Raw genomic sequence first — 24,992 nt, 5'->3', positions numbered from 1 at the left:
CGTGAGAAAATTTGAAGCAGATTCTTTAGATGAGGCATTAGCGAATATTAAGGCCGAACTAGGACCTGACGCAATTATTCTTAAGACACAGACTAATAAGGGAATTAAGGGCGCTTTCAAAAAGAAAAAGATTGAAATTACTGCTGCTATTTCTGAGAAAAACTACACTAAAAAGGCCAAGGTTGATAACGTTCTAAACTCGGAACAAAAAGATTCATTTTATAAAAATAACTCATCTTATATTGCAAATATGATAAATTCACACGATCAAAACACTAATGGACAATCACAAGCTAACTCACTAAACGGATATGGAAGTTTAGGCCTTAACCGAAAGGTAAGTGCTGTTGAAGAAAACTCTTCACAAGCTAACTCTGGACTTGATGATTTTCTAAATTCAATTGACCGTGAAGAAGTGAAGAAGGCGACTGCAAATGCTGAGTCTGAACACTTTAATGATTTCTTAAATGGTGACTTTTCTCTTGAAGAAGAAATTCAGGAAGAGGTAATTGTTGAAAGACCACAAGTTCAACAAGCAAGACCAGTTCAACCTCAGTCTTATCATGAAACTCGTGCAAATAACGAAGAAGTAAATGAGTTAATGGAAACTCAAAGAAATAAAATTGATGAGCTTGAAAAGAAAATCTTTGAATTAACTCAAAGTGTGCAGGGGATGACTAAACCTCAGGCCCTTGGTGTTAAAGAGATGGTGACAATCTTTAGAAGCTTAGATATCGAAGAAAGATATATTCAAAAGGTTGTTCGTAAAGCAAATTTTGAATTATCTGATGAAGAAAAAGAAAATCCTGATACAGTATTTGAATTTGCTTTAAAAGAAATGATGGGTGAAGTTAGAACAGCAATGCCACTCTTTTCATCTGTCGATAATGAAGAGTCTAAAACAGTTACAGTAATTATTTCTGATGCTTCATGTGGACAGAGCTCAATGCTAACGAAGCTTTCTGCTCTTAAACAGGATTCTGTAATTATCAGAAACAAGGCCAACACTGGCTTTAAAGATAATACTTCTTTCTCAGAGAAGTTTTTTAATGTTGAATCAAATATCTGTGAATCAATTTCTGAAATTGTTGCCCAAACAAGAAAATCAATAGAAACAAAGAAAAATGTTTTTATCGACTACAAGGCAACAAATCAAGAAATCAATGAAATCAAGAAGTTCGTTGATGGATTAAGACGTAGTTTTGAAAATGTGGAAATTTTAATCTGTCTATCGGGAATCAATACAGAGTTGTATAATAGAAAAGTACTAAATCGTTATGCAAATATTGCAAATGGTTTAGTGGTAACACACTTAGATCAGTGCTTGAATTATGGGTCACTCTTTAATCTTGCAATTGACTTTAGCTCGTTACCTTACAAATTTTTTGGAACGGGTGAGATTGTTCCTGATGACCTAGAAGCTGCAACCGCCGAAAGGATTTTGGCCGGTATTTTTAAGCTGTAGCTTTTTTTGTTATTAGATTAAATTTATAAGTTTTGTTTAGGAGACAGGATGTCCAGAAACGATCTTTCAACATGGTTGTTATCGCACCGTAGTGACGATAGCTGCGAATTGAATGTTAAAACCCCTCTTAGTTACCTTAATGAAGAATGTGAAATTATTGCAGTTGGATCAGGTAAAGGTGGTGTAGGGAAGACTACTACCGCTTTAATGATAGCCAACGAGCTAAGTGCTAAAGGCAAGAAGGTTCTTTTAATCGATTGTGATTATAACCTTTCAAATACTGCCGTGAAGTTAGGACTACCTCTGAACGATAACTTCTATTCACTACTCTCTTTAGAAAAATCATTCGATGAATGTCTATACAAGCTTGGAAATATTCACCTTCTAAGTGGTTGTAATGGTAATAGTGACTTATTCGATACTAGCTTCGAGCACGATAAATTTATTATTGATATTATCGCGGCCCATAGAAGTGAATATGATCATGTAATCCTTGATTGCCCAGCAGGTGTTAATAAAGAGACGATAAATCTACAGGCCTATGCCGATTATCGTTTTATGGTTGTTAATCCTGACCGTTCATCAATCACAGATACTTATGCCTTAATTAAAATCCTAAATCAAAAATATCAAATTAAAAATAATCATCTCATTGTAAATAGAGTTGATTCAAATCAACAGTATAGAAAAGTTGTTAAGTCTCTAGTGGATACTGTTGCTAGCTTTATGCAAGCTAATCTTAGTGTATTAGGTGGTGTGAAGAATTTAGAGATTCCATCTGACAAATTTGATCACGCACTTTTAAAAACGGAAAAGAATTCCCTTTCGAAATATTACACTAACATCATTAATAAATTTACCGACGAGGACAGTACTAGTCGAGTCGCGCCTGCGTTGCTGAAGGGATTCAGTCGTGCTGGTAGTAACCCACAGCAACTAGCTTAATCAAGGAGTGAGAGAGATGTCATCGTTGGCCAAAAAATTAAAGAATTTAAAAGATTACAGATCAACTGTAGATCCAAAAGTAAAAGATGAGATCGTAGTGGAATACGCTCCACTAATTAAGTATATTGCGCAAAAAATTGCTTCACGCCTACCATCAAATATTGAATTAGATGATCTAATTTCATGTGGTGTTATTGGGCTAATGGATGCGATCGAGAAATTTGATCCTTCACGTGATAATAAGTTTAAAACTTATGCAGAATTTAGAATTAGAGGAGCTATCCTTGATGAACTTCGTTCACAAGACTGGGTACCTCGTTCTGTAAGAGAGAAGGCAAAGCTAATTGACCGCGCATACTCTAAGCTAGAATCTGAACTTGGCCGTCCAGCAACTGATGATGAAATGTGTAAAGAGCTAGAGTGTTCTAAAGAAGAATTTCACACAATGCTAAATAAGGCGAAGTCTGTCTCTATCCTGAATATTGATGACTCAGCGACATTTAATCGCAATGACAAGCGTGCAATGGCAGGACTAAATGAAGACAGTAAGGCAATGAATCCATTCACTGCTGTTTCAAATAAAAATTTCAGAGATAAAATTAAAGAGGGGATAGAGCAACTTCCAGAAAAGCAACGACTTGTTCTTTCTCTTTACTACTATGAAGATCTTAACCTTAAGGAAATTGGTCAGGTACTAGATGTAACTGAATCACGTGTTTCTCAATTACACACTCAAGCAGTAATGAAACTTAAAGCTAAGCTACAAACTATGTTTGAAGGTTATGAAGAACTAGTTAGCTAATCACAATACAATTTTAAAAACATACTTTTTTACTCAGGCCCTTTCAATTAAAGGGCCTTTGTTTGCCTATAAAATAAATTAATTAAGCCTTTAAAATTCAATTAAAAAATTGCATAATAGATTTAGAAATTCTTACGTTCACAGGATGTGAAGGACCGTTAACATATGGAAGTGATTTTCCCATTCCGACATTTAGGAGACCTATAATGAAGCTTCGTTTCAGTAAGCCGTTGTTTATCTATTTCTCTGTTTCTCTTATTCTAACGACAGCACTTGTTTCATACGGTGTTTGGTCCTTTTGGAAGAATGGCCCAGCTAATTTTGATCGCATGACAATGGTCTACGAATCAACTTCTAAATTTGAAGAGGTGAAGAATTCCAATACTCTTGAAGATATTAAAGAGTTAGTAAGAGTTGATCGTACAAAAGAGGCAACATCTGAATTCGAAAGATTTCAAACTTCAATTAAAGAACTAAATGAAATCGTAAACATTGCTGAATATGAGGCCCTAAATAATAATTTCTCTGATCTGAGAAAGAAATTAGATGACATTACAACTTCTGCAAATAAATCAACACTTATTAATGTTCTTAGAACGAAGATGATTGGTTTCCAAAATTTCGTTGTCCATAATCAGTGGAGAACTTTAACAAGAATTTCAAATAAAATTAAAACTAAAATTTCAGTGGGAACAACTAAGAGTTCTAATTTTTACAGTTACGGAAATTTAAAACGTCTACATGCTTCGATAGCAGGTGATGTGGACTATATGGAAAAGGTAACAATGAGATCAGTTCTTTCGGATGAAGATAAGAACCTTATTGTTGTTCGTCTTGGAACTTTAAGAACTGAATTAAATCTTTTAGAGAAATCTCTTAATACACTTCGTGACTTTGATAGTATTTGGAAGACTACAAATAAGAGCTATCTTGCATGGAGTGAGAAGTTTGGTCCAAAACTGACTTATCAAAAAATTGAATTAAATCAAACTTCTCAAACAACTTTATATGGTCTTGTCGCAATTATTGGAATTTTAGTTACAATTTTTGCAGGTGGACTTTTTATGTTCGCTTACTCTGAAAAAAGAGCAAAGAAAATGCTTGAAGCTACTTCACTTGATCTAATTAAGGATGGAGTAATACCAGTGAAAGCATCTCTTAAAGGTGATTGGTCACATCCATTTAAAGAAGAGATTGAAAAATACCGTGGCTATATTCACAAGAGAATGAGCTTTGGTTCGATCTTTCAAGATGCGATGCCTTTCTCATCACTCCTTTTAGATTCAAATCTTAATGCTGTTTGGGCCAACTCTTTATTCTATGAGCACTGGAGTATCGATAGTGCTAAAAAAGATATGAGTATCACTTGGGACTATTTAAGTACATTTACAAATCTCGGTGAAAATGACCCTGTAATAAGTGCTGTAAGAGACGGTGTGGCAGGAATCTATCAGATTCAAGTCAAAACAGAAAATGATAAGGAAGCAGCACCATTTGAAATGTACGTTTCTCCAGTCGAGTATGCAGATCAAAAGCGTATTATGGTTATCTTCTATCCTTTAAGAAGTTTAGAGGAGACGTTATCTAATCAAATGAAGTCAGTTGTTTCTCCGGTTTGGAAGTCTCTTGATGCTCTCATTGAGGATAAATTCAATGGTGAGTTTAGAGAAAAGTTACAACAAGATTTTTCAGCTGCTGGGATTGATAATGTATATGAAAAATTCACTAAAGTTAATGATCACTTCTTAATGCAGAAAGCTTCATTCTTGAAGGAAATTGAGCTTCTGGAAAATAACTTATTTGAACAATATAAAATTATTGATGACGTTAGAATTATTTTTGAAGGTCAGAAAGATTTACAAAAAGATGCGATTAATAAATTCAAAATTGCAAAAGATAAAATTGTATCAGTTGTTGAAATGAGAGCTAAGTTTGAAGAAATGAATCGTTATATGATCGAAATGACAAACCGCTTATTTGACGAAGAAATTGAATTAGCAACACGATCAGGTGAGATTGTTGAAATTATTAATGAGAATAAAGCAGCTTATGCAGGACTTGTAAGGTCACGTGACCAATTTAAATCATTAAAGTCACAAGTTGAGTTGTTTAGAGCGAGAAGTTCTCAAATTATCGATCAAATCCAACGAGGGGTTGCTAGTGAGACAACTGTTGGGAAGTTTGCTGGTGAGCTAAAAGAATTTAACTCGACACTGGGTAGTTTTTCAAAAGTTTCAACACAACTAGATGTTGGGCTTTCTAAAGTGCAAATCATTATGGATAGTAAAGAAGTACCTGATGTTAGTGCCATTAAAGATACTTTCAAGGCAATTAGAAGTGAAATTAATGATGTTGCAACTCAAACGCAACACCTATCACGTTTTGCTCAAGAAGAGGACGAAGAACTTATTTCTTCACTTCGCGGCCTTTATGGAAGTTTTCAAAATCTTCGCACTCAAAATGGCGAGATCGAACACACTGTTGCTGATAGTAATCCTATATTGTAAAAAAAAAGGCTCCTTAGGGAGCCTTTTTTATTTCTATAAATCAAAGTGATCTAAAAACATATTTAAGTTCAAGTCTTCAGGTTCTCCTGAATTATCGATGACAGTGTCAGCAAGCTTTGCTTTTTCTTCGATGTCGATTTGTTTTGCTAGAATCTTACAGGCTAGATCTTTTTCTATTCCATCACGGGCCATTAGGCGTTCAACTTGTTTTGCACGTGGGCAGTAAACAACGGCCTTGTGATCAATGAAAGAATCGAGATTCTTTTCAAATAAAAGAGGAACATCATAGATCACAACCTTTGGAGAACCGAGATCTTTAAAAGCTTTTAAGAAAGCTTCGGGAAGCTGACGATAGATTAAGCTTTCAATATCATTTTGAATTTGAATATCTTGAAAAAAGTATTCACGCAGTAACTTAAAGTTAATTGTGTTATCTTCTTCGACAACACGTGGGTAATAATTTTGCAAGTGCTCAAGAGACTCTTGTGTCTTATATACTTCTTTGACAAGTGCATCTGCATCGATGATAGGGAAGCCTTTTTCACGTAATAACTTAGATACTGTGGATTTTCCTGTGGCGATACCTCCAGTTAGTCCAACAACAGGACAAGGCATTTGATAAAGACGCTTATCTTTTTTTAGAGTGATGAATTCTTTTTTTAGCTTAATAGGTGATGCTTTCATAACTAGTTGCTTTTTTCGATTTCTTTAACACGAGACCAGAGAGTTTCAAGTTCGTCCTGAGAGCTTTCACGAATGACAATACCTTCTTCTCTGGCAATGTCTTCAAGCTGATTAAAGCGTCTTTTAAATTTTAAGTTTGCTTCTCGCAATGTGATTTCTGGATCTAGATCGAGATGTCTTGCAAGTTGTGCAACTGAAAATAAAAGATCTCCCATTTCTTCTTGGACTCTTTCTTTATTGAGCTCGCGCCCTGGAGTGAGTTCTTCTTTTAGCTCCTGCCACTCCTCTTCGACTTTATACATTACTTGCGTGTAATCTTCCCAGTCAAAGTTTATTTTATGCGTTTTCTTTCCAATTTTTGCAGCACTTGTAAGGGCCGGAAAAGAGAGGAGTTCATTACAAATTTCATATTTCTTAAGGCTTTCTTCATTTGCTTTTTCGGCCTTCTTTATTTCTTCCCAACGTTGTTTAATTTCCGCAACATCTTTTGCCTTGTTGTCCGTAAACACATGGGGGTGGCGTCTTACCATTTTATCAGCGATTGTCTTAGCAACAGAGTTAAGATCAAACTTAGACTCTTCACTTGCTAATTGAGAGTGAAGGACAACTTGAAGAAGAACATCACCTAATTCGTCTTCCATCTTTTTGTAGTTACCATCTTCAACTGCATGCATGAACTCATATGACTCTTCCATCAAATACTTTAGAAGGGACTTATGAGTTTGTTCTAGATCCCATGGACAACCGTCTTTAGGATCTCTTAACTTTGCAACAACTTCTCTTAATCTTTCCATTTCGCTTAGTGACATAACTTTGCCTTGGTAATATAATCTATGTAACTTAAGACAGAATAATACACCCTTAAAAAGAGATTGGAAATAATGGCCCATAGCGCAACTATTCAAGTGAACAAATCAAGACTTATTGTTAACTTAGCTGACAATTCTAGAAGTGATTGGGGACTTACGGCCTGTGAAAATATGCTAAAAGACTCACTTGTTGTCTTAAGTAACTTTCTTTATTCAAAGAACACTTGTTTAGATAAGAAGGTTCACGAAGAGATTGAAGTCGATCTTCACTTTTGTGGTGACTCTCGTATGAAACAAATTAATCGCGATCATCGAGGTAAAGATAAAACGACAGATGTTCTTTCTTTTCCTATGTATGAGAGCTTGCGTCCCGACAGTACGGATTTCGTTCTTCCTGGGCCTGTTATGCTTGGTGATATTATCATCAGTCGAAATGTGGCAGCAAAGCAAGCAAAAGAGTTTGATCTTGAACTTGAGCAAGAGGTTATTCACTTATTTTGTCACGGACTTCTTCATTTGTTAGGATATGATCACGAAATCTCACAAGAGGAAGAAGAAATTATGGAAGCTCTTGAAAAAGAGATTTTAACTAAAATTAAAAAATCTAGGCAGAAGAAATAGGAAAGTAGAGATGGAAGAAAGTACTCGCATAGCCCTTGGTGAGAAGAAATCACTAATGGCAAGTTACGATGATAAGCTTGCTAGTCTAAGGAGGTCACTTTGATGTTGACCAAAAGTCAGCACGCATAAGTGAAATTCAAGATATGGAGGCCATGCCTGGTTTCTGGGACGACAATCAGAACGCTGCCAAAGTTCAAAAGGAAAAAAACCTTTTAGAAGATGTCGTTAATACTTATACAAAATTAAAAGACCTATATGATGAATTCGAAATTTTAATTGAGTACGCAGCTGAAGGGGATGAAGATTCTGCAACTGGGGCGATTGAGATTGCTGATGAATTTGTCGATGAATTCAATAAGGCAGAACTGAAGGTTCTTCTTTCTGATGATGCCGATTCAAATAATGCTATTGTCAGTATTAATGCTGGTGCCGGTGGGACAGAATCATGTGACTGGGCAAGTATGCTCTTTAGGATGGTTAATCGCTGGGCCGAACACAAGAACTTTAAAGTTCAAGTTCTTGATGTACAAGATGGTGATAGTGCAGGAATTAAATCTGCTACGATGCTAATTGAAGGTAATTACGCCTACGGAAATCTAAAGTCTGAAACTGGTGTTCATCGCCTTGTTCGTATTTCGCCATTCGATTCAGCAAATCGTCGCCATACTTCGTTTGCTTCAATCTTTGTCTCTCCAGAAGTGGATGACGATATTGAAATTGAGGTTGCTGATAAAGATATTCGAATCGATGTTTACCGCTCAGGTGGAGCTGGAGGTCAGTCGGTTAACACAACTGACTCTGCCGTTAGGATTACCCACTTTCCAACAGGTTTAGTTGTTACTTGTCAGAATGAAAGATCACAGCTGCAAAATAAAATTCAAGCAATGAAAGTTCTTAAGTCTCGTTTATATGAGTTAGAACTAGAAAAGCAAAGAGCAGCAGCTGCAGAAGAAGAAGCTAATAAGAAAGAAATTGGATGGGGAGCGCAGATTCGCTCTTATGTTCTACATCCTTATAAGATGGTTAAGGACCACAGAACTAATTTTGAATCATCACAAGCTGAAAAAGTTTTAGATGGTGATATCGATGGTTTTATGGATGCCTACTTAAGATGGTCAGTTGATGGGATGAAGGAAGAGTAAATTGAGTTTTTTCTATCTTTTTAAAGATTTCCAATTACTTTTTTTTCGTGATCGATCTTCGCGCTATTTTATAACCGCCACAATACTGGGCTTAATGTTTTCTTTAGCTGTCATCCTTTGTAGCTTAGCTCTTATGGATGGCTTTGGAGTTACGCTTAAAAAATCATTAAATGCTGGAAGTGGTGAAGTTATTCTTACGGCCACAAATGGATTTTTTGAATTAAACGAAAACGAACAAAAAGATCTTAATAATTTTCCAATCGAAACAAAGATACCAATGCTACGTACCCAATCTTTTGTTAACAAAGATGAAAAGGGAAAGGCCGTCTTTGTTGTTGGTGTTAATGAACAAATCAATCAATTAGATAATGGTCTTGTTGAGCCACAAGAAAATGAAGTTATTATCGGTGATCTACTTGCGCAAGATCTAAAAGTTAAAGTTGGTGATACTCTGAAGTTTAGTTTCTCTGCAGGGAAATTAGGTGAGCGTTACTTACCAACTAATGCCGTCTTAAAAATTAAAGATATTAAAACTTTCAAGATCCATGAGTATCGAAGCCGCTTTGTTTATGTGAATTTAAAAAAGATTCAAACCCTGTTAGGGGTTAAGGGTCGAATCAATTTAATGAGCCTAAGACTAAAGCCTGAATATCGAAGTCTGGCCAAGATTAATGAAGTGGTGGCAGATATGAAGAGTGTCTTCTACTATGAATACAATATTGCTCCGTATTGGAGTGATTTTGCAACATTTCTTAAGGCCGTCGAATTTGAAAAGTATATGATTTCAATTGTCTTTTCAATTGTGGTTGTTTTGGCCATTTTCAACTGTCTTGCTTTTATTATTTTTTCTAAGGAAAGACGCTCTCAAGAAATATTCTTACTCTACGCAATAGGACTTTCTCCAAAGAAGTTTAGAACGCTATGGCTAGTTCAAAATATTGGGATCTGGTTTCTTGCCTTTATGGGCTCGCTTATTTGTGTTGAAGTCTTTGACTACTTCTTAGGGACGCTTGATATCTTCTCTCTTCCTACAGATGTCTATCACCTAAATCGCATTGAGCTATTCTTATCATTAAGAGATATTTTTATTGTTGGATTTATTTCATTTATCTTTATTATATTTTTAACTTTTATAGTTCTTAAAAGACTAGATTCAAAATCAATGGCCCAAGGTCTTAGAGAGGAGTTTTCGTAAATGGCAGTTTTAAATGTATCGAATGTTTACAAAGACTTTGGAAACTCCCATATCCTAAAGGGTGTTGATCTCGAATTATCTCAAGGCGAGCAATGTGTTATCAAAGGCTCATCTGGTTGTGGGAAGTCGACTCTTTTGTACTTGATTGGCGGCCTCGAAAATATTACTTCCGGTCAAATTACAGTCGACAACTTAAATATTGGCCAAATGAATGACGCAAAACTAGCGAATTATCGTAATTCCAAAATAGGATTTGTTTTCCAATTTCACTTTTTACTCTCATCTCTTACTTGCCTAGAAAATATTCTTCTACCGGCACGCTTAGGGGGACATGATGTGTCAAAAGTGAAGAAGTATATTCTTTCACTCGCCAAGACCCTAGGAGTTGCTGAGTGCCTCAAAAGGTACCCGTATGAAATTTCTGGTGGTCAGCAGCAGCGTATAAATCTGATTCGTGCTCTATCATTGCGTCCTAAGCTTTTATTGTGCGATGAGCCTACTGGAAATCTTGATTCGAAGAATTCTAAAATTGTGGCCGACCTTATTTTTGAGCTTTCAAGAGAGCTTGGAACAACCCTTCTTGTGGTCACTCATGATGAGGAAATGTCTCGAAAGTTTAGTCGTGTTCACACGATGATCGATGGGATCCTGCATTAGTTGGTCACTTTTTTGTGCAGGATGTTCGTTTTTCTTTTTGTAACTTTGTAAGATTATTGATATTTTTTTACTCAAGTATTTTTTGTCTGCACACACACATGGCAAGATCGCTGGATCATGGAGACTAGATGATTAACTCTTGGAAGAGTTTTATATATATTATTGTTTTTTCAATTACCTTAAGTATTCAAGCAAGTGAAATTGGACCACGTGTACGTCTATTTAAAATCTCAAGTGTTGAAGTTCAAGGTTTAAAGAAAGTAGAGAAAGAAGCTGTACTCGATAAGCTACGCTCTCGTGCGGGCCTTACTCTAACGAATGAAACACTCTTTGATGATATCAAGACTATCTATAATCTAAAGTACTTCGAATCAGTAGAAGCGCATCAAGATGGAAATAAGCTAATCTTTAAAGTTGTTGAAAAGCCTATTATCGCTAAGATTGTTTTTAGAGGTAATGATGAGGTTGATAAGGACGATTTAAGCGAAGGCCTTAAAACGAGAGAATATTCAATTCTTGATATTAACTCGATTCAAGCAGATGTTCGCCAGATGGAAAAGACCTATGAAGAGAAGGGCTTCTACCTAGCTAATGTTTCATATGAAATTAGACAAGTTGATAAAGAGAACGTTCACCTTGTTTATAATATTAGTGAATACGATAAGGTTCGAGTTAAAAAGGTTACGTTTCTAGGGTTAACTGCTTTTGCTGAAGAAGAAGTTAAGTCAATTATGGAAACAAGAGAGGAGAGTCTATTCTCATTCCTTTCGGGTTCAGGAAATTTTAAAGAACTTAATTTCAAAACAGATATCGAAAGAATCAAATACTTCTATTCAACGAAAGGTTACCTACAAGTTAACGTGGCCGTTCCTGAGGTCACTGTTTCTGAAGACAAGAAATGGGTTTTCATTACTGTTAAAATTAAAGAAGGTCCAAAATTTGATGTACGTGATGTCTACTTTCAAGGTGAGCTTCTTTTTACAGAAGATGAGCTAAGAGAGAAGACTAAACTTAAGGCCGGTGAAGTTTATTCAGAAGAGTTATTAAGACGTGATATTCAAACACTTACTGAGTCATACCAAGATCTTGGCTATGCCTTTGCCAACGTAATTAGAAATATCCAATTAGTTCCTGGTGAGAATAGAGTTGATATTCAATACTCATTTGAAAAAGGGAAGCTTGCTAAATTTGGACGTATCTCGGTAACTGGAAATACAAAGACTCGTGACAAGGTAATTCGCCGTGAACTTAAGATTCACGAGGGTGGAAAATATTCTGGTTCTGGTCTTCGTGAGTCAAAAGAGAATGTTAACCGCCTAGGTTTCTTTGAGCCAGGAAGTGTTATCTTTAATACGGTTTCTTCTCCTGGGCAAGATGATGTTCTTGATGTGGAAATTAGTGTTAAAGAAAAGAGTACAGGGCAAATTTCACTTGGTGCTGGTTATTCAACTGCGACAGGTGGATTCTTTCAAGCTTCGATTTCTCAGAATAACTTTAGAGGTTTAGGACAACAGCTATCGTTCTCAACTAATATTGCAAAAGAACAACAGAACTTTTCTCTTTCATTTACGGAACCATACTTTATGGACTCTAAATGGACTCTAGGAGGCGAGGTCTTTAGAACTGTAGATACTCAATTAGACTCATATGATTATAAGAAACATGGTTTTGCTGCTCGTATTGGTTATCCAATCTTCGATTACACAAGACTTTATACAACTTATAAACTTGAAGAAACTGAGTTAACAGACATTAAAGATCCGACAGTCGATGAGAATGAAGATGGTGTTACATCTTCTGTTCGTGTTGCCGTTGTAAAAGATAAGAGAAATAACCGCTTTGAACCTACGGACGGATACTACTGGAACCTTGCAACTGAGTACGCTGGTTTAGGTGGAGATAAGAAGTGGTGGAAGAATGAAATTGATTTACGCTACTTCTATCCTGTATGGAAAGAGCTAGTATTTAGAAGTCGATTCTACACTGGTAAAATCGAGGAGAAGCAAGGTGTTCCAGTACCTAGAAATGAGAAGTTCTCTCTTGGTGGTGCAAGAAACCTACGTGGTTATGATATTGAAGATATTGGGCCAAAAGAGTCTGTAACATATGATCACGATAATGATCCAGGAACTCCTGATAAAACAGAGTCATTTAATATTGGTGCTCCATTTACTGCTTTTACAACTCTTGAGCTTGAGCACCCTCTTGCAAAAGAAGCAGGTCTTAAATTTGTTACATTCTTCGATGCTGGTACAGCAAAGAGACTAGAAGATATCGATAAGATATATATGGATTATGGTTTTGGTTTCCGTTGGTTCTCACCAATTGGTGTTCTAAGATTTGAGTGGGGGGTTCCTATTAACCCTGATCCAGATATGAATAGCGGGACTAAATTCCACTTTGATATTGGACAATTATTCTAATTCGTAAGGAGACGATATGAAAAATTTATTAGTTATTGGATTACTTTTCTCTTCATTAACTGCATCGGCAATGAATATTGGTCGTGTTGATGTTCAAAAAGTTCTTTTAACAGTTAAAGAATCTAAAAAGATCAAAGATAAGCTGCAAAAAGAAATTGATAAGAAGCAGGCAGAACTTAAGAAAGAAGAAGAAGTTCTAGTAAAAGAAAAAGAGAAGTTTGAAAAACAAGCTCTTGTTATGAATGAGAAAACTAAGCAACAAAAAGGTCAAGAGCTACAAAAGAAGTTCTTTGGTTTCCAACAAAAAATGCAGAAGTATCAAGGTGAGCTTGCAAAAATGGAACAAACTGCAAAGGGACCAATTTTAAATAAAATTAAAGGTGTTGTTGAAGAAGTATCAAAAAGCAAAGGTCTAGACTGGACTTATGAAACATCAACAACTCCAATTCTTTACATCAAAAAAGTAACTGACATTACTGAAGATGTAATTAAAGCTTACGATAAAAAACATAAGTAATATCCTAATTAAAAAAGACTCATGAAGGGAATACGTAGGTATTCCCTTTTGTCGTTTTAAAGGAGGGGATAAAATGTCCATTCTTATTAAAAATATTATTGAAAACGATAGCGATATGAGTTTTCTATCTGGAAATTCTGATTACGAAGTAACAGGAATTTCTTCGATGGAAGAGATTATTGAAGGAAGAATTCTCTTTATTGGTGCTAAGAAATTTTTAGCAAAGTACCAAGAAGCGAAAGCTAGTGAGAATCTTGCATTAATTGTCGATGCAAAACTCTTTGAGTCACTAGAGGACTCTCAAAAGAAAGAACTTGAAGATAATTCAAAGGTGTTAATTTCTTCAACGAATATTCCTATCTCAATTACAAAAGCATCTAAAATATTTTTCGACGAAAAACTTGGTTCACTTAGCTATGATCTTGATGGCCGTAAAAGTGGCATGGCCACAATTCATCCTTCTGTAAAAATAGCTGAGAATACTTTTATTGGAGAAGGTGTCGAAATTGCTGCTGATTGCACAATCATGCCCGGTTGTGTGATTTTACCAAATGTTAAAATTGCCGAAAATTGTACAATTTATCCTAACGTGACAATTTATCCTCAAACTGTCATTGGAAAGAATTGTCGAATCCACTCCGGTACGACTATAGGTAGTGATGGATTCGGTTATAACTTTCATCAAGGTGTTCATCATAAGATTTGGCACTTCGGTGGAGTTGTAATTGGTGATGATGTTGAAATTGGTTCAAATACGAGTATTGACCAAGGAACATTTTCACCGACACGTATTGGCAATGGCGCTAAAATTGATAATCTAGTGCAAGTTGCACACAACGTTCAGCTTGGTAATGGAGTTATTCTCTGTGGACAAGCAGGACTTGGTGGCAGCACAAAGATTGGAGATTACGCTGTTCTTGGAGGAAAGGCCGCTGTCGCTGACAATTTAGAAGTCGGGATGGCCGCTCAACTTGCAGGAGGCAGTGTCGCTATTGGAAACGTGAAGCCGAAGGAAATCGTTGGTGGATACCCGGCAAGACCTATGCGTGAATTTTTACGAGGAATTGCTTTTTTACGAAAGAATATTTAACGGAAGGTAACGTATGCAATTAAACAAAGAACAAGTAATGCAAATTCTCCCTCATCGCGAACCATTTTTATTCGTGGATGAGATTACAAGTGTAGAAGCTGTAGGTGAAGTGAACGAGTTAAAAGATCTCGTTGGTGCAGTTGTAAAAGGAAATTATACAACTCGTGAAGATCACCCAATCTTCGCAGGACACTTTCCTGGAAACCCAATTCTTCCTGGTGTTGTACAGGTCGAAATGATGGCACAATTCACTTCATTTCAATTAAAGCTTTATTACAAAAATTTAGAAGAAGGTGAATTCGAAGTTGCGCTATTATCAATTGAGGGCGCAAAGTTCAGAAAACCAGTTCACCCTGGTATGAAATTAGATATTGAAACTGTATGTACAAAAATGCGTACTGGTTTCTTACAAAACGATTGCAAAATCTTTCACGAAGGCGACCTAGTAAGCCAGTGTCAGGTTCTTGCATCTTTTAAAGTAAAAGATAATTAAGAAGGAGCCTCCATGAGCGAGAGATTTCACCCAACTGCAATTATTCACGAGTCTGCTGAAATTGGAGAAGGAACAACTGTTGGTGCATACTGTATCATCGGTCCAAAAGTTAAAATTGGAAAAAATTGTGACATTCGTAACCACGTAATCATTAATGGTATTACAAGAATTGGTGACAATAATAAAATCTATCAATTCTGTTCAATTGGTGAAGAACCACAAGACTTAACTTATAGCGAAGATCCAACAGAAGTTGAGATTGGTGATAATAATGTTCTTCGTGAATATGTATCAATTCACAGAGGTACAATGAAGGATCGTCAAAAAACGACTCTTGGTAACAACTGTCTTCTAATGGCCAAAGTTCACTTAGGTCACGATGTTGTGGTTGGTGATCGTGTTATTATGGCAAACTCAACAAACCTTGCAGGTCACGTAAAAGTTGGTAATAAAGTTATCATTGGTGGTGGAACTAATATTTCTCAATTTGTAAAAGTTGCAGAAGGTGCTTATATCGGAGGTGCTTCAGCTATCGATAAGGATATTCCACTTTATTGTACTGCTTATGGTAACCGTGCAAAGCTTCGTGGGATCAATATCATCGGTCTTCGTCGTGCAGGTGTTGAAAGAAATGCTATTTCTGAAATTGTTGACTTCTTCCGTGATATGGAAGCTTCAACTTACTCACCACGTACATTCGTTGAAACTGAAGAGCTAATGAAGCCATATGCAAATAATGAAATTATCGAGCGCATTAAAGAGCATATTGTAACGACTAAAATGGGAATTGCGCCGTTTTTAAGCTAATAGGAATTAATTATGTCTAAAGTAAAAGTTGCTTCAATTGGTTATGGACACTTAGGTCAATGGCATGCTCAGAAAGCATATAATCTAGATAATTGTGAGTTAATTGCAATTGTTGAGCCTTTTGCCGCTAATCAAGAAAAAGCAAAAGAAAAATACCCTGATATCAAGATTGTCTCTGATATTAAAGAAGTCATCGGTGAAATTGATGCCGCCGTAATTGCAACACCAACAAGCTTTCACTTCGAAATTGCTAAGTTCTTACTTGAAGAAGGCAAGCATGTTTTTTGTGAAAAGCCAGTTACTGTTACAGTAGAAGAGGCAAGGAATTTAAAGTCAATTGCTAATGAGAAGGGTGTTAAGTTACAAGTTGGACATAGTGAAAGATGCCATCAAGTCTGGGAGCGTCTTGAAGAGTTTAAAGACATTACTGAAAATTCTAGTGTTGCTACAATTGTAAGAAATTCGCCATTTAAAGGAAGGGCCGCAGATGTTGGTGTTGTGGAAGATCTTATGATTCACGACCTCGATCTGGCCCTTATGCTTTTTGGAAAACCTAAGAGTATCAGAGCTTATGGGATGAAAGTTCTTACTGATAAATTTGATCATGTGAAGGCGCTACTAAGTTATGGCGATCGTCTCGTAACAATTGAAAACTCAAGAAACGATGTAAAGACTGAAAGAAGTGTACAAATCAATTCTGCGAAGGGAATTCTTAGAGTTGACCTATTAAATAATAAAGCTTCTTACTCAACAGATATTAAAGCTGGTGAGGAGCAAGTTATTAATGAATTTGATTACGAAAAACGTGATCACTTACTAATCGAACAAGAGCGTTTCTATAATGCCATCTTAAATGACACAAAAGAATTTGTAACAATTGATGATGGAATTGCTGCAATGGAATTAATTGCGGCCGTTAATGAATCGCTTGAAAAGAATATTGAGGTAGAACTTAATTGAAAAGCTGCTTAATAATTGCTGGTGAAAAATCTGGTGAAGAACATGCAATGACATTCCTTGAGACTCTTACAAAGGGAGCTCCTGATACTCAATTCTACGGAGTAGGGGGAGAACTTATGAAAGAGCAAGGAGTTGAATTACTTTATGATCTAAAAGATTTTTCTACCTGGGGAATAACAGAAGCAGTTAAAAAAGTTCCTTTTTACTATGGTGCTTATAATCGCATTATTGATGAAGTAAAGAAGCGTGGAACTAAAGTTGCTATCTTAATTGATTTCCAAACATTTAATCTGAAATTGGCCATGAAGCTTGAAAAGCTCGGAGTCAAGGTTCTCTACTATGTGGCACCTCAAGCATGGGTTTGGAAAGAGTGGCGTACAAAATACCTTCAGGCTTCTGTTGATACACTTTTTTGTATCCTTCCATTTGAAAAAAAGTGGTTTATGGATCGTGGTGTAAGTAAGGCCATTACAATTGAACACCCACTTCTAAAGAAAACGAAGCCTCTTCTTGAGGGATTTCAAAGACATGAAGTTGACTTTAAAAATGGAGAATTTAATATTCTTCTTCTGCCTGGAAGTCGACGCTTTGAGATTGAATTCATGTTACCTCAGTTTATTAGGGCCTGTCGAAAGCTAAAAGAAAATTATAATTTTAAGCTTTCTATTGTTAAGGCCAGCTCTGTTGATGAGGAGCTATTTTCTCGCTTCGAAGGTGAGTTTGATAGGGTTTATGAGGATCGTGAATTAGATACAGCTCTTAAGGAAGCGGACTTTTCATTTGCAACAAGTGGAACTGTAAACCTTTCATTGGCCTTATATAGTGTTCCTAGTGTGATTGCGTATGATCTCAATCTATTCAATACGTTTATCGCTGAAAATATTGTTAAGTATAAGGGCTTTGTTTCAATTCCTAATTTGATTCTAGGACATGAGGTTTATCCAGAACTCCTAGGTGAAGGTTTTAGTGAATATAATCTTGTCCGTAAGGCCAAAGAACTATTTGATGATAAGAATCGCTACGAGCTTGTTCTTAGTGAACTTCAAAAGCTAAGAGACTTAACAGAAGGTGAGGATATCGAAGTTTCTCAATATCTTCTCGATAAAATTAAAAGTGCTTATTTATAATGAGGAATCATGAATAATATTAATATAAAACTCATTAACTTCTTTTCTGTGGCCCTGACTCCAATTAGTTTTCTATGGGAGTGGATCTATCGCCTAAGAAGATTCGCATTTAAGATGGGGATTTTTAAATCATCATCGTTTGAGGTGCCAATTATTAGTATTGGAAACCTCTCTCTTGGTGGTACAGGTAAAACACCTTTTACTCTTTGGATCGGAAATTATTTGAATGATATTCTAAATAAGAAAACGATGGTTTTAACAAGAGGATACAAAGGTGAGCTTGAGAAATCGAGTGGAATAATAAAAACAGGCAAAAAGATCAGCGAGAACCCTTTTGTCTTCGGTGATGAGGCCCTCGTTTTAAGCCGAAACTTAAAGAATGCAAGCGTTGTTGTTGGCGCGGACCGAAGTGACAACTTAAGAAGATATTATGAAGAAGAAAAAGCAGATGTTGTTCTTCTAGATGATGGCTTTCAACACTTAAAGATTAATAGAAACTTAAATATTGTACTCTTTGATTCACTTCTTCCAATGTCAAAATATCATTGTCCGCCTAGAGGATACTTGAGAGAAGGTGTAAGTGCATTAAGAGAAGCTGATATCGTTCTATTTGGTAGGGCCGATCTTGTTAGCGAAGAAAAACTTGATACACTTGAGTCATATATTTTAGATAATTGTAAGGCAAATACACCAAGTGGCTTTTTCAAATATGCACCTAGTGCAATCAAGAACCTTCTTCACGAAGAAGAGTATGCTTTAACTGACCTAAAAGGAAAAAGTGTAATCTGTGTTTCTGGACTTGCTTCTCCGGAAGCATTCTTAAAATTAGTTAAGCAACTTGATGCAAATATAGTTGACGATTTTAATTTCCCTGACCACCACCTCTATAAAGTTAGTGAGTTAGATGGACTTGTCGAATTAGCACAAGAAAAGGATGCCATCATTCTTACAACTGAGAAAGATATTGTTAAAATGAAGAGGTGTTCAAGTAGTGATAAAATTCACTACCTACAAATTGGTATCGAATTTATAAAAGGCGAGCAATTTGTAAAAGATAAAATCAACTCGGTTGTTAGAGGTTAGAGTGAAAAATATTTTTTCTTTAAGTCTTATTGCCTTACTCCTTTTCGGTTGTGCCGGTGCACTCATGAAAAGTGATAGTGATGATGTGGATCTTGTGGAGATCTTCTCCACAGAAGAAAGTGAGACTCTAGATAAATTTAAAACGACTGAAGTTAAGCAGCCAAAGCCTACTCCTCCGCCATTTTCTTCTTCTATCGAAGAGAAAGAAATTGAGAAGGTTGAAAAGAAAGAGGCAAAGGCCGTTGCGAAGAAACCAAAGAAAGTAGTAGAAGCTCCAAAGGTAAAACTAAATCCTCAAGAAAGTGAGGACTATCCAAATGTATTTTTAAATTTTGATAAAGAATCTAAAAAATACTGGGAGAGTTACAAGCCTATCTTCTTTGTTGGTGAAGAATTTAAGTATGAAATTAGCTGGTCAATATTTAAGGCCGGTATTGCTACTATTAGTACGCAACCAATGGCAAAGATTGGTGATAAAGATGTTCTTCATGTAAATGCACTTTTAGAATCAGCTGAATACTTTGAAGGAATTTATAAACTGAAAGATACTCTTGATGTCTATGTTGATGCTGATAAGGGGAAGTTTTCTTCTTTAAAATATGAGATGAAGCAACGTGAGTCTGGTCAAATTGTTGATGATCTTCAGCTATTTGATCACGATGAATTAAAGACATATTTTTTCTATAACCGATTAAAGAAAGGGAAGACGAAAAAAGTAAAGAAAGTTGAGTATCTGCCACGCTATTTTACTGATTCTTTTTCGGCCCTTTATTTTATTCGTGGTATTCCTATGGAAATTGGAACAAGTTTTGACTTTCCAATTATCACAAGAGGTAAGGCATGGCTTCTTAAGGCAACTGTTGATGAAATCGAAAACATTACAGTGATGGGGAAATTATATAAAGCCTATAAGATTACGGCACAAACTGAATTCCCTGGTGTTTTAAAGAAGTCGGGAGATATTAACTTTTGGATCTCAACGGATGAAAGTAGAACTGTACTAAAGTTCTCTGCAAAGGTTAAAATTGGAACAGTTAAAGGAGAGCTAATCTCTCATAAAGCAGGAAAGGATACTGGTAAGTAAAATTAATGGTTAATATTTTTAGAAAACAACAGAATATTCTCTATGTTTCTCCAACCTATAGTTCAGGTTCGAAGGAACGTATGCTTTTAAGAGATAGTATTTTGTTAAAAGAAATTGGCCATAATATCTTTATCTACTGTCTGAAGGATTCATTTCTCCATCGTGAGTGTAAGAAGGCCGGAATCGATTGTATCTTCCACACAGGGACAACTAAACTTCGTGTATGGAATTGGTACAAGCTTTCAAAGCTAAGAGGCATTATTAAGCGCTATGATATCAATATCGTTCACTGCTACCAACTTAATTTCCTATGGCCACTGGCCTCGTTTTTAAGAAAGAGAAACTTAACTGCACTCTTTTTCACGATCAACTTTGAAGTTAGTAAGTTCTATAAGCAATTTTGGTATCGCCGCCTGATAGGAAGAATTGATCTCATTTTTATCCCTTTTAGAGAGATGATTGACTCTATCAATACTCATATGGATGTTCCTATTCGCAAGATTTATTCTTCAGGCCTTGGTGTTGATAAGATTAACTTTGAAAAAAAATATACTTTTGACGAAGAAAATCTTATTCACCTTTCTTGTTGGGTAAATGATCACGAAGTTGAACTAAACGACCTCTCTGTATGCTTAGAATCTTTGTGGGCACTAAATTTAGATAATGAGCTACCAAAGAGATTTAAGCTACATATTTTCTCAAATCGAAAGTGGGAGAGAAATATTCTCTACAATCCCATAAAAGATAGGATTGCTGAGTACAAACTTGAAAATTACGTTGAATTTCATGAGCATGATAATATTTATGAAGTTCGCTCTGATATTTGGATTTCATACACATCAAAATCGCCAATTGAAGATTATGCACTTCTTGCAATTTTAAAAGGTATTCCTACTGCGGTGCCAAGAAATGCCACAACAGAAGAGTTGCATCGTATCTATCATGGCTCACTTGCTACCTATCGTCAGGGCGATGCTAGGGAGTTAAGGGCCAAGGTTAAGGATATTGTCCAAAACAATGCTAAGTACAAGGAATCATGTCTAAAGTCTCGCGATGAGCTTTGGAATGAGCATGGTATCGATGGTTATAAATATAACCTATTTAAACTGTACGAGAAACACCTGAATAAACGCCTAAGGTTCTATAATTAATAAGTTTTTATTGTTGACGTAGGGCCCCGTAAATAATAAGATGCGCAAAATCATTTTAAAGTAAATTGTCTTCAGTAGAAGAGATTTACACTAAAGGCCTTGCCTTTAGATATCAAAAATTAAGGCACTGATTGGACACTTTCAGTTGTCTGCCGTGAGGTAAATTATGACAGATTTAAACAATCTAAAACAATCTTGGATGCAAGGTTACGAAGTTGTTCTTGGCGAAGACGTTGAGACAAGAGATGAAACAGAGTTTTCGAAGCTATTAGATTCGACAGAAACTCCAACATTTACAGAAGGTGAAGTTTTCAAAGGTAAAATTGTAAACATCTCACCTGATTACGTACTTGTTGACATTGGATACAAGCAAGAAGGTCTTGTTCCAAAAAGAGAATTCACTAACTACGATGGTTCTCTAAAAGTTGCACTTGGTGACGAAATTGAAGTTTATCTTGATAAACTAGAGTCTCACCTAGGTAACCTAGTTCTTTCAATGGACAAAGCTCAAATCCTTAAAGCTTGGGATAAAATTTCTGAAGCATGTGAAGACGGTACTCCAGTTACTGGTACAGTTGTAGCAAAAGTTAAGGGTGGTCTTTCTGTTGATATCGGTGTTAAGGCTTTCTTACCTGGTTCACAAATTGATGTTAGACCAACTAGAAACCTTGATAAGTTCATCGGTAAGAAGATGGAATTCAAAGTTATCAAATTCAACAAGAAACGTGGAAACATCGTTCTTTCTAGAAGAGCTATTCTTCAAGAAGAAAGAGGTAAACTACGTGGTGAAGTTCTTTCTCAAATTGAAGAAGGAATGGTTGTTAAAGGTATCGTTAAGAACATCACTGATTACGGTGCATTCATCGATCTAGGTGGAATTGACGGTCTTCTACACATCACTGATATGTCATGGGGACGTGTTAAGCACCCATCAAATATCCTTACTCTTGGTGACGAAATCGAAGTTAAGATCCTTAAGTTTGATAAAGAAAAAGAAAGAGTATCTCTTGGTCTTAAGCAAGTTCAAGAAAATCCTTGGGAAGCTGCACACGAGAAGTATGTTGCTGGTACAAAAGTTAAAGGTGAGATCGTATCTGTTAAAGATTACGGTATCTTCATTGAACTTGATGACGGAATCGAAGGTCTAATCCACGTTTCTGAAATGTCATGGACAAACTCTATCAAGAACCCAACGAAGCACTTCACTGTAGGTGAAATCGTTGAAGCTCAAGTACTAGAAGTTGACGTAGAAAACAAGAGAATCTCTCTTGGTATCAAGCAACTTCAAGAAAACCCATGGGATGCTCTAGAAGCTAAGTTCCCTGTAGGTTCAAAAGTAACTGGTAAAGTTAAATCAATCGTAGAATTTGGTATCTTCGTTGACCTTGGTGAAGAAGTTGATGCTCTAATTCACGTATCTGATTTCTCTTGGACTAAGAAAAATATCAACCTAAACGACGATTACAAAGTTGGTGATGATATTGAAGCTGCAGTAGTTTCAGTTGATAAAGAAAACCAAAAATTCTGTCTAGGTGTTAAACAACTTAAAGAAGATCCTTGGAAGAAAATTGAAACAAGACTTCCAGTTGGTACAATCGTTGAAGCTCAAATCGTTAGAGTAACTGATTTTGGTGCTTTCGTTGAACTTGAAACTGGTATCGAAGGTCTAGTTCACATTTCTGAACTATCTGAAGATAGAGTTGAGAAGCCAGAAGACGTAGTTAAGAAAGGTGACGTAGTTAAAGCTATGGTTATCTCTCTAGATAAAGATGCGAAGAAAATCGCTCTATCTATGAAATCTGCTCTAAACTCTGATACTCAGGGAATGCAACAAGAAGTAGTTAAGTCTGCAACTCTTGGTGACGTTCTTAAGGGCTTCAACCTAGGTAAAGAATAGCGTCATTGTTTGCCCAAAGGCAAACTATTGGACGCTATGCTAGCTCCCCATCTCTTTAGCTAGAGTTTGGTGTCGAGAGCGAGGGTTCAAGCCCGAGCGGTTCGCAGCAGGAGCAAGTAATCACGAAGTGATTACAAATAAAATATCTTAAATAAAAAGATACATGAGGCCACCGAAAGGTGGCCTTTTTTATTACCAACCCGCGCAGGCGCAGCCGATCGCGGAACCCACCCGCGTAGGCGCAGCCGATCGCGAAAACCCACCCGCGCAGGCGAAGCCGATCGCGAAAACCCACCCGCGTAGGCGCAGCCGATCGCGAAAACCAACCCGCGTAGGCGCAGCCGATCGCGAAAAGTCACCCGCGTAGGCGAAGCCAATCGCGAAAACCAACCCGCGTAGGCGAAGCCAATCGCGAAAACCAACCCGCGCAGGCGCAGCCGATCGCGGAAAGAAACCCGCGCAGGCGCAGCCGATCGCGAAAACCAACCCGCGCAGGCGAAGCCGATCGCGAAAACCAACCCACGCAGGCGAAGCCACCCGCGAAAAGCTCCAAAAGAGGGCCCGGCCCACGCAATCACGAAGTGATTATCGTCCAACCCCCTGAAACCACACCTCTAAAACAGACTAATATTCATTCTTTCTTTAAATCCCAACTTCCCTTAAAATATATTTATGCATAAATTCACTAAAAATAACTCTGGTTTTACCCTGCTTGAAATTGTTATGGCCGCAGGTCTCTTGGCCATCATTGCGCTAGGTTTCGCGCGCTTTATGAAGACTCAGATGAAGTCGACAAAAACGGCCATCAATCAAACAGAGTTAAATAATTATGCCAATGCTATTAAGGCATATATGGGAAAACCTGGGATCTGTAAGAGATCACTAGGGAAGCTTGGTAAGCTAGAGAACGATCTTATCTTGGATGAGATTGTAAGGCCTGATGGTAAGGCCAAGTACACAATAGGGGATAAAGTAAACGGAACGAATTTCGTTCTTTCTTCAATGTATATTACAAACTTCTACGTGAATAAAATTGAGGGCCAGGATTTCCATCGTGCAGAGCTTAAGTTAAATCTTGAACTAAGTCGTATGAATGATAATGCATATGGTGGCAAAACTATTATTAAACGCTTTGAAGTTGATCTCTTTGTTAATGACTCAAATCGAGTTGAAGATTGTGGAGTTCTTGGAGGGCTATATCTTCCTAGGATTCCATTTATGAATACATCTTCAAGCTCTTCTGAAACTGCTAAGTCTAATTCCGCCTCAGGGCCTAATAATGAGGGGACTACTGATGCCGGAACATCTAAGCAAGAGTCCGCAAATAATGAATTGTCGACGAAGAGTGATTATAATAAAGCGTTTGAAGACTCAGTTAATGAGGCCGCTCAAAAAACAGGGCAGGCAATATCACAAGAAGATATTAACAAGGCCGTGGATAATAATCCTGAGCTAAAAAAGGCAATGGAATCTCTTAAGTCTCTGCAGGAAAGCACTAAGAAGATGGAAAAACTTCTAAATGAAGAGTTTTAG

General features: G+C 36.7%; 22 protein-coding genes. 20 read left to right on the top strand and 2 right to left on the bottom strand.

Translation table 11 applies throughout. The annotated features are described in order from the left end of the window. Position 1 precedes the first annotated feature (1 nt). The 4 genes from ACRXC1_RS13670 to ACRXC1_RS13655 all read left to right on the top strand — a co-directional run bounded on the left by ACRXC1_RS13670 (position 2) and on the right by ACRXC1_RS13655 (position 5,719). A complete protein-coding gene (locus ACRXC1_RS13670) occupies positions 2–1,465 on the top strand; it encodes a hypothetical protein (protein ID WP_433659588.1) in 1,464 nt (487 codons plus the stop codon). 48 nt (positions 1,466–1,513) lie between these two features. Then, positions 1,514–2,410: a MinD/ParA family ATP-binding protein gene (locus ACRXC1_RS13665; protein ID WP_392910390.1), complete on the top strand. Its 897-nt coding sequence runs from the start codon at positions 1,514–1,516 to the stop codon at positions 2,408–2,410. Positions 2,411–2,426: 16 nt separating this feature from the next. After that, positions 2,427–3,212, top strand: coding sequence for a FliA/WhiG family RNA polymerase sigma factor (locus ACRXC1_RS13660; protein ID WP_392858414.1), 786 nt, complete (start codon positions 2,427–2,429; stop codon positions 3,210–3,212). Positions 3,213–3,418: 206 nt separating this feature from the next. Then, complete coding sequence (locus tag ACRXC1_RS13655) at positions 3,419–5,719, top strand: hypothetical protein (protein WP_433659586.1); 2,301 nt, start codon at positions 3,419–3,421, stop codon at positions 5,717–5,719. A 33-nt stretch (positions 5,720–5,752) separates the two neighbouring features. On the opposite strand, the gene coaE is transcribed toward ACRXC1_RS13655, so the two are convergent. Both coaE and mazG read right to left on the bottom strand, forming a co-directional pair. After that, on the bottom strand, positions 5,753–6,403 hold the full coding sequence (gene coaE / locus ACRXC1_RS13650; RefSeq protein WP_392910386.1) for a dephospho-CoA kinase: 651 nt from the start codon (positions 6,401–6,403) through the stop codon (positions 5,753–5,755). A gap of 2 nt (positions 6,404–6,405) precedes the next feature. After that, positions 6,406–7,212 carry a nucleoside triphosphate pyrophosphohydrolase gene (mazG, locus tag ACRXC1_RS13645; RefSeq protein WP_433659583.1) on the bottom strand — a complete coding sequence of 269 codons (807 nt, stop codon included), beginning with the start codon at positions 7,210–7,212 and terminating at the stop codon, positions 6,406–6,408. Positions 7,213–7,284: 72 nt separating this feature from the next. On the opposite strand from mazG, the gene ybeY reads away from it, so the two are divergent. The 16 genes from ybeY (at position 7,285) to ACRXC1_RS13565 (ending at position 24,992) form a co-directional block, all read left to right on the top strand. Further along, the gene (gene ybeY, locus ACRXC1_RS13640; protein WP_433659581.1) at positions 7,285–7,833 is read left to right on the top strand and encodes an rRNA maturation RNase YbeY; all 549 of its coding nucleotides are present in this window, start codon (positions 7,285–7,287) and stop codon (positions 7,831–7,833) included. A 28-nt stretch (positions 7,834–7,861) separates the two neighbouring features. Beyond that, positions 7,862–8,975, top strand: a protein-coding gene (gene prfB, locus ACRXC1_RS13635; protein ID WP_392910740.1) for a peptide chain release factor 2 whose coding sequence is annotated in 2 segments (ribosomal slippage) — positions 7,862–7,933 and positions 7,935–8,975 — 1,113 coding nt in all. Because the reading frame shifts where the segments join, the coding sequence is not laid out codon by codon here. Between the two features lies 1 nt (position 8,976). Continuing rightward, on the top strand, positions 8,977–10,170 hold the full coding sequence (locus ACRXC1_RS13630; RefSeq protein ID WP_392910382.1) for an ABC transporter permease: 1,194 nt from the start codon (positions 8,977–8,979) through the stop codon (positions 10,168–10,170). After that, the gene (locus tag ACRXC1_RS13625; RefSeq protein WP_392858428.1) at positions 10,171–10,827 is read left to right on the top strand and encodes an ABC transporter ATP-binding protein; all 657 of its coding nucleotides are present in this window, start codon (positions 10,171–10,173) and stop codon (positions 10,825–10,827) included. Positions 10,828–10,955: 128 nt separating this feature from the next. After that, a complete protein-coding gene (gene bamA, locus ACRXC1_RS13620) occupies positions 10,956–13,250 on the top strand; it encodes an outer membrane protein assembly factor BamA (RefSeq protein ID WP_392910380.1) in 2,295 nt (764 codons plus the stop codon). Between the two features lie 16 nt (positions 13,251–13,266). Next, positions 13,267–13,767: an OmpH family outer membrane protein gene (locus ACRXC1_RS13615; protein ID WP_433659578.1), complete on the top strand. Its 501-nt coding sequence runs from the start codon at positions 13,267–13,269 to the stop codon at positions 13,765–13,767. 73 nt (positions 13,768–13,840) lie between these two features. Continuing rightward, positions 13,841–14,857: a UDP-3-O-(3-hydroxymyristoyl)glucosamine N-acyltransferase gene (gene lpxD, locus ACRXC1_RS13610; RefSeq protein ID WP_433659576.1), complete on the top strand. Its 1,017-nt coding sequence runs from the start codon at positions 13,841–13,843 to the stop codon at positions 14,855–14,857. 13 nt (positions 14,858–14,870) lie between these two features. After that, entirely contained in the window at positions 14,871–15,350 is a 480-nt protein-coding gene (locus ACRXC1_RS13605; RefSeq protein WP_392910374.1) for a 3-hydroxyacyl-ACP dehydratase FabZ family protein, read from the top strand. 12 nt (positions 15,351–15,362) lie between these two features. Further along, the gene (gene lpxA / locus ACRXC1_RS13600) at positions 15,363–16,157 is read left to right on the top strand and encodes an acyl-ACP--UDP-N-acetylglucosamine O-acyltransferase (RefSeq protein ID WP_392910372.1); all 795 of its coding nucleotides are present in this window, start codon (positions 15,363–15,365) and stop codon (positions 16,155–16,157) included. Positions 16,158–16,169: 12 nt separating this feature from the next. Then, on the top strand, positions 16,170–17,117 hold the full coding sequence (locus ACRXC1_RS13595; RefSeq protein ID WP_392910370.1) for a Gfo/Idh/MocA family protein: 948 nt from the start codon (positions 16,170–16,172) through the stop codon (positions 17,115–17,117). Continuing rightward, the gene (gene lpxB / locus ACRXC1_RS13590; protein ID WP_433659573.1) at positions 17,114–18,244 is read left to right on the top strand and encodes a lipid-A-disaccharide synthase; all 1,131 of its coding nucleotides are present in this window, start codon (positions 17,114–17,116) and stop codon (positions 18,242–18,244) included. Before ACRXC1_RS13595 ends, lpxB begins: the two co-directional genes overlap by 4 nt. Before the next feature lie 9 nt (positions 18,245–18,253). Next, on the top strand, positions 18,254–19,327 hold the full coding sequence (gene lpxK / locus ACRXC1_RS13585; protein WP_392910365.1) for a tetraacyldisaccharide 4'-kinase: 1,074 nt from the start codon (positions 18,254–18,256) through the stop codon (positions 19,325–19,327). A gap of 1 nt (position 19,328) precedes the next feature. Continuing rightward, positions 19,329–20,411 (top strand): DUF3108 domain-containing protein, encoded by a 1,083-nt coding sequence (locus ACRXC1_RS13580; RefSeq protein ID WP_433659571.1) that lies wholly within the window; start codon positions 19,329–19,331, stop codon positions 20,409–20,411. A gap of 5 nt (positions 20,412–20,416) precedes the next feature. After that, positions 20,417–21,562, top strand: coding sequence for a hypothetical protein (locus ACRXC1_RS13575; RefSeq protein ID WP_392858447.1), 1,146 nt, complete (start codon positions 20,417–20,419; stop codon positions 21,560–21,562). Between the two features lie 166 nt (positions 21,563–21,728). Then, positions 21,729–23,459, top strand: a complete 1,731-nt coding sequence (locus ACRXC1_RS13570; protein WP_392910360.1) for a 30S ribosomal protein S1 — start codon at positions 21,729–21,731, stop codon at positions 23,457–23,459. A gap of 672 nt (positions 23,460–24,131) precedes the next feature. Beyond that, positions 24,132–24,992: a type IV pilus modification PilV family protein gene (locus tag ACRXC1_RS13565; RefSeq protein ID WP_433659568.1), complete on the top strand. Its 861-nt coding sequence runs from the start codon at positions 24,132–24,134 to the stop codon at positions 24,990–24,992.

The sequence above is a fragment of the Halobacteriovorax sp. GFR8 genome (genome assembly GCF_050955245.1).
Classification (GTDB): domain Bacteria; phylum Bdellovibrionota; class Bacteriovoracia; order Bacteriovoracales; family Bacteriovoracaceae; genus Halobacteriovorax_A.
Note: the sequence above shows the minus strand (reverse complement) of the source record. Positions and strands in the feature narration are given on the sequence as shown.

Coding starts and splice junctions, on each gene's coding strand:
- ACRXC1_RS13665 (WP_392910390.1), top strand. CDS start 1,514: ATGTCCAGAAACGATCTTTCAACATGGTTGTTATCGCACCGTAGTGAC.
- ACRXC1_RS13660 (WP_392858414.1), top strand. CDS start 2,427: ATGTCATCGTTGGCCAAAAAATTAAAGAATTTAAAAGATTACAGATCA.
- ACRXC1_RS13655 (WP_433659586.1), top strand. CDS start 3,419: ATGAAGCTTCGTTTCAGTAAGCCGTTGTTTATCTATTTCTCTGTTTCT.
- coaE (WP_392910386.1), bottom strand. CDS start 6,403: ATGAAAGCATCACCTATTAAGCTAAAAAAAGAATTCATCACTCTAAAA.
- mazG (WP_433659583.1), bottom strand. CDS start 7,212: ATGTCACTAAGCGAAATGGAAAGATTAAGAGAAGTTGTTGCAAAGTTA.
- ybeY (WP_433659581.1), top strand. CDS start 7,285: ATGGCCCATAGCGCAACTATTCAAGTGAACAAATCAAGACTTATTGTT.
- ACRXC1_RS13625 (WP_392858428.1), top strand. CDS start 10,171: ATGGCAGTTTTAAATGTATCGAATGTTTACAAAGACTTTGGAAACTCC.
- bamA (WP_392910380.1), top strand. CDS start 10,956: ATGATTAACTCTTGGAAGAGTTTTATATATATTATTGTTTTTTCAATT.
- ACRXC1_RS13615 (WP_433659578.1), top strand. CDS start 13,267: ATGAAAAATTTATTAGTTATTGGATTACTTTTCTCTTCATTAACTGCA.
- lpxD (WP_433659576.1), top strand. CDS start 13,841: ATGTCCATTCTTATTAAAAATATTATTGAAAACGATAGCGATATGAGT.
- ACRXC1_RS13605 (WP_392910374.1), top strand. CDS start 14,871: ATGCAATTAAACAAAGAACAAGTAATGCAAATTCTCCCTCATCGCGAA.
- lpxA (WP_392910372.1), top strand. CDS start 15,363: ATGAGCGAGAGATTTCACCCAACTGCAATTATTCACGAGTCTGCTGAA.
- ACRXC1_RS13595 (WP_392910370.1), top strand. CDS start 16,170: ATGTCTAAAGTAAAAGTTGCTTCAATTGGTTATGGACACTTAGGTCAA.
- lpxK (WP_392910365.1), top strand. CDS start 18,254: ATGAATAATATTAATATAAAACTCATTAACTTCTTTTCTGTGGCCCTG.
- ACRXC1_RS13575 (WP_392858447.1), top strand. CDS start 20,417: ATGGTTAATATTTTTAGAAAACAACAGAATATTCTCTATGTTTCTCCA.
- ACRXC1_RS13570 (WP_392910360.1), top strand. CDS start 21,729: ATGACAGATTTAAACAATCTAAAACAATCTTGGATGCAAGGTTACGAA.
- ACRXC1_RS13565 (WP_433659568.1), top strand. CDS start 24,132: ATGCATAAATTCACTAAAAATAACTCTGGTTTTACCCTGCTTGAAATT.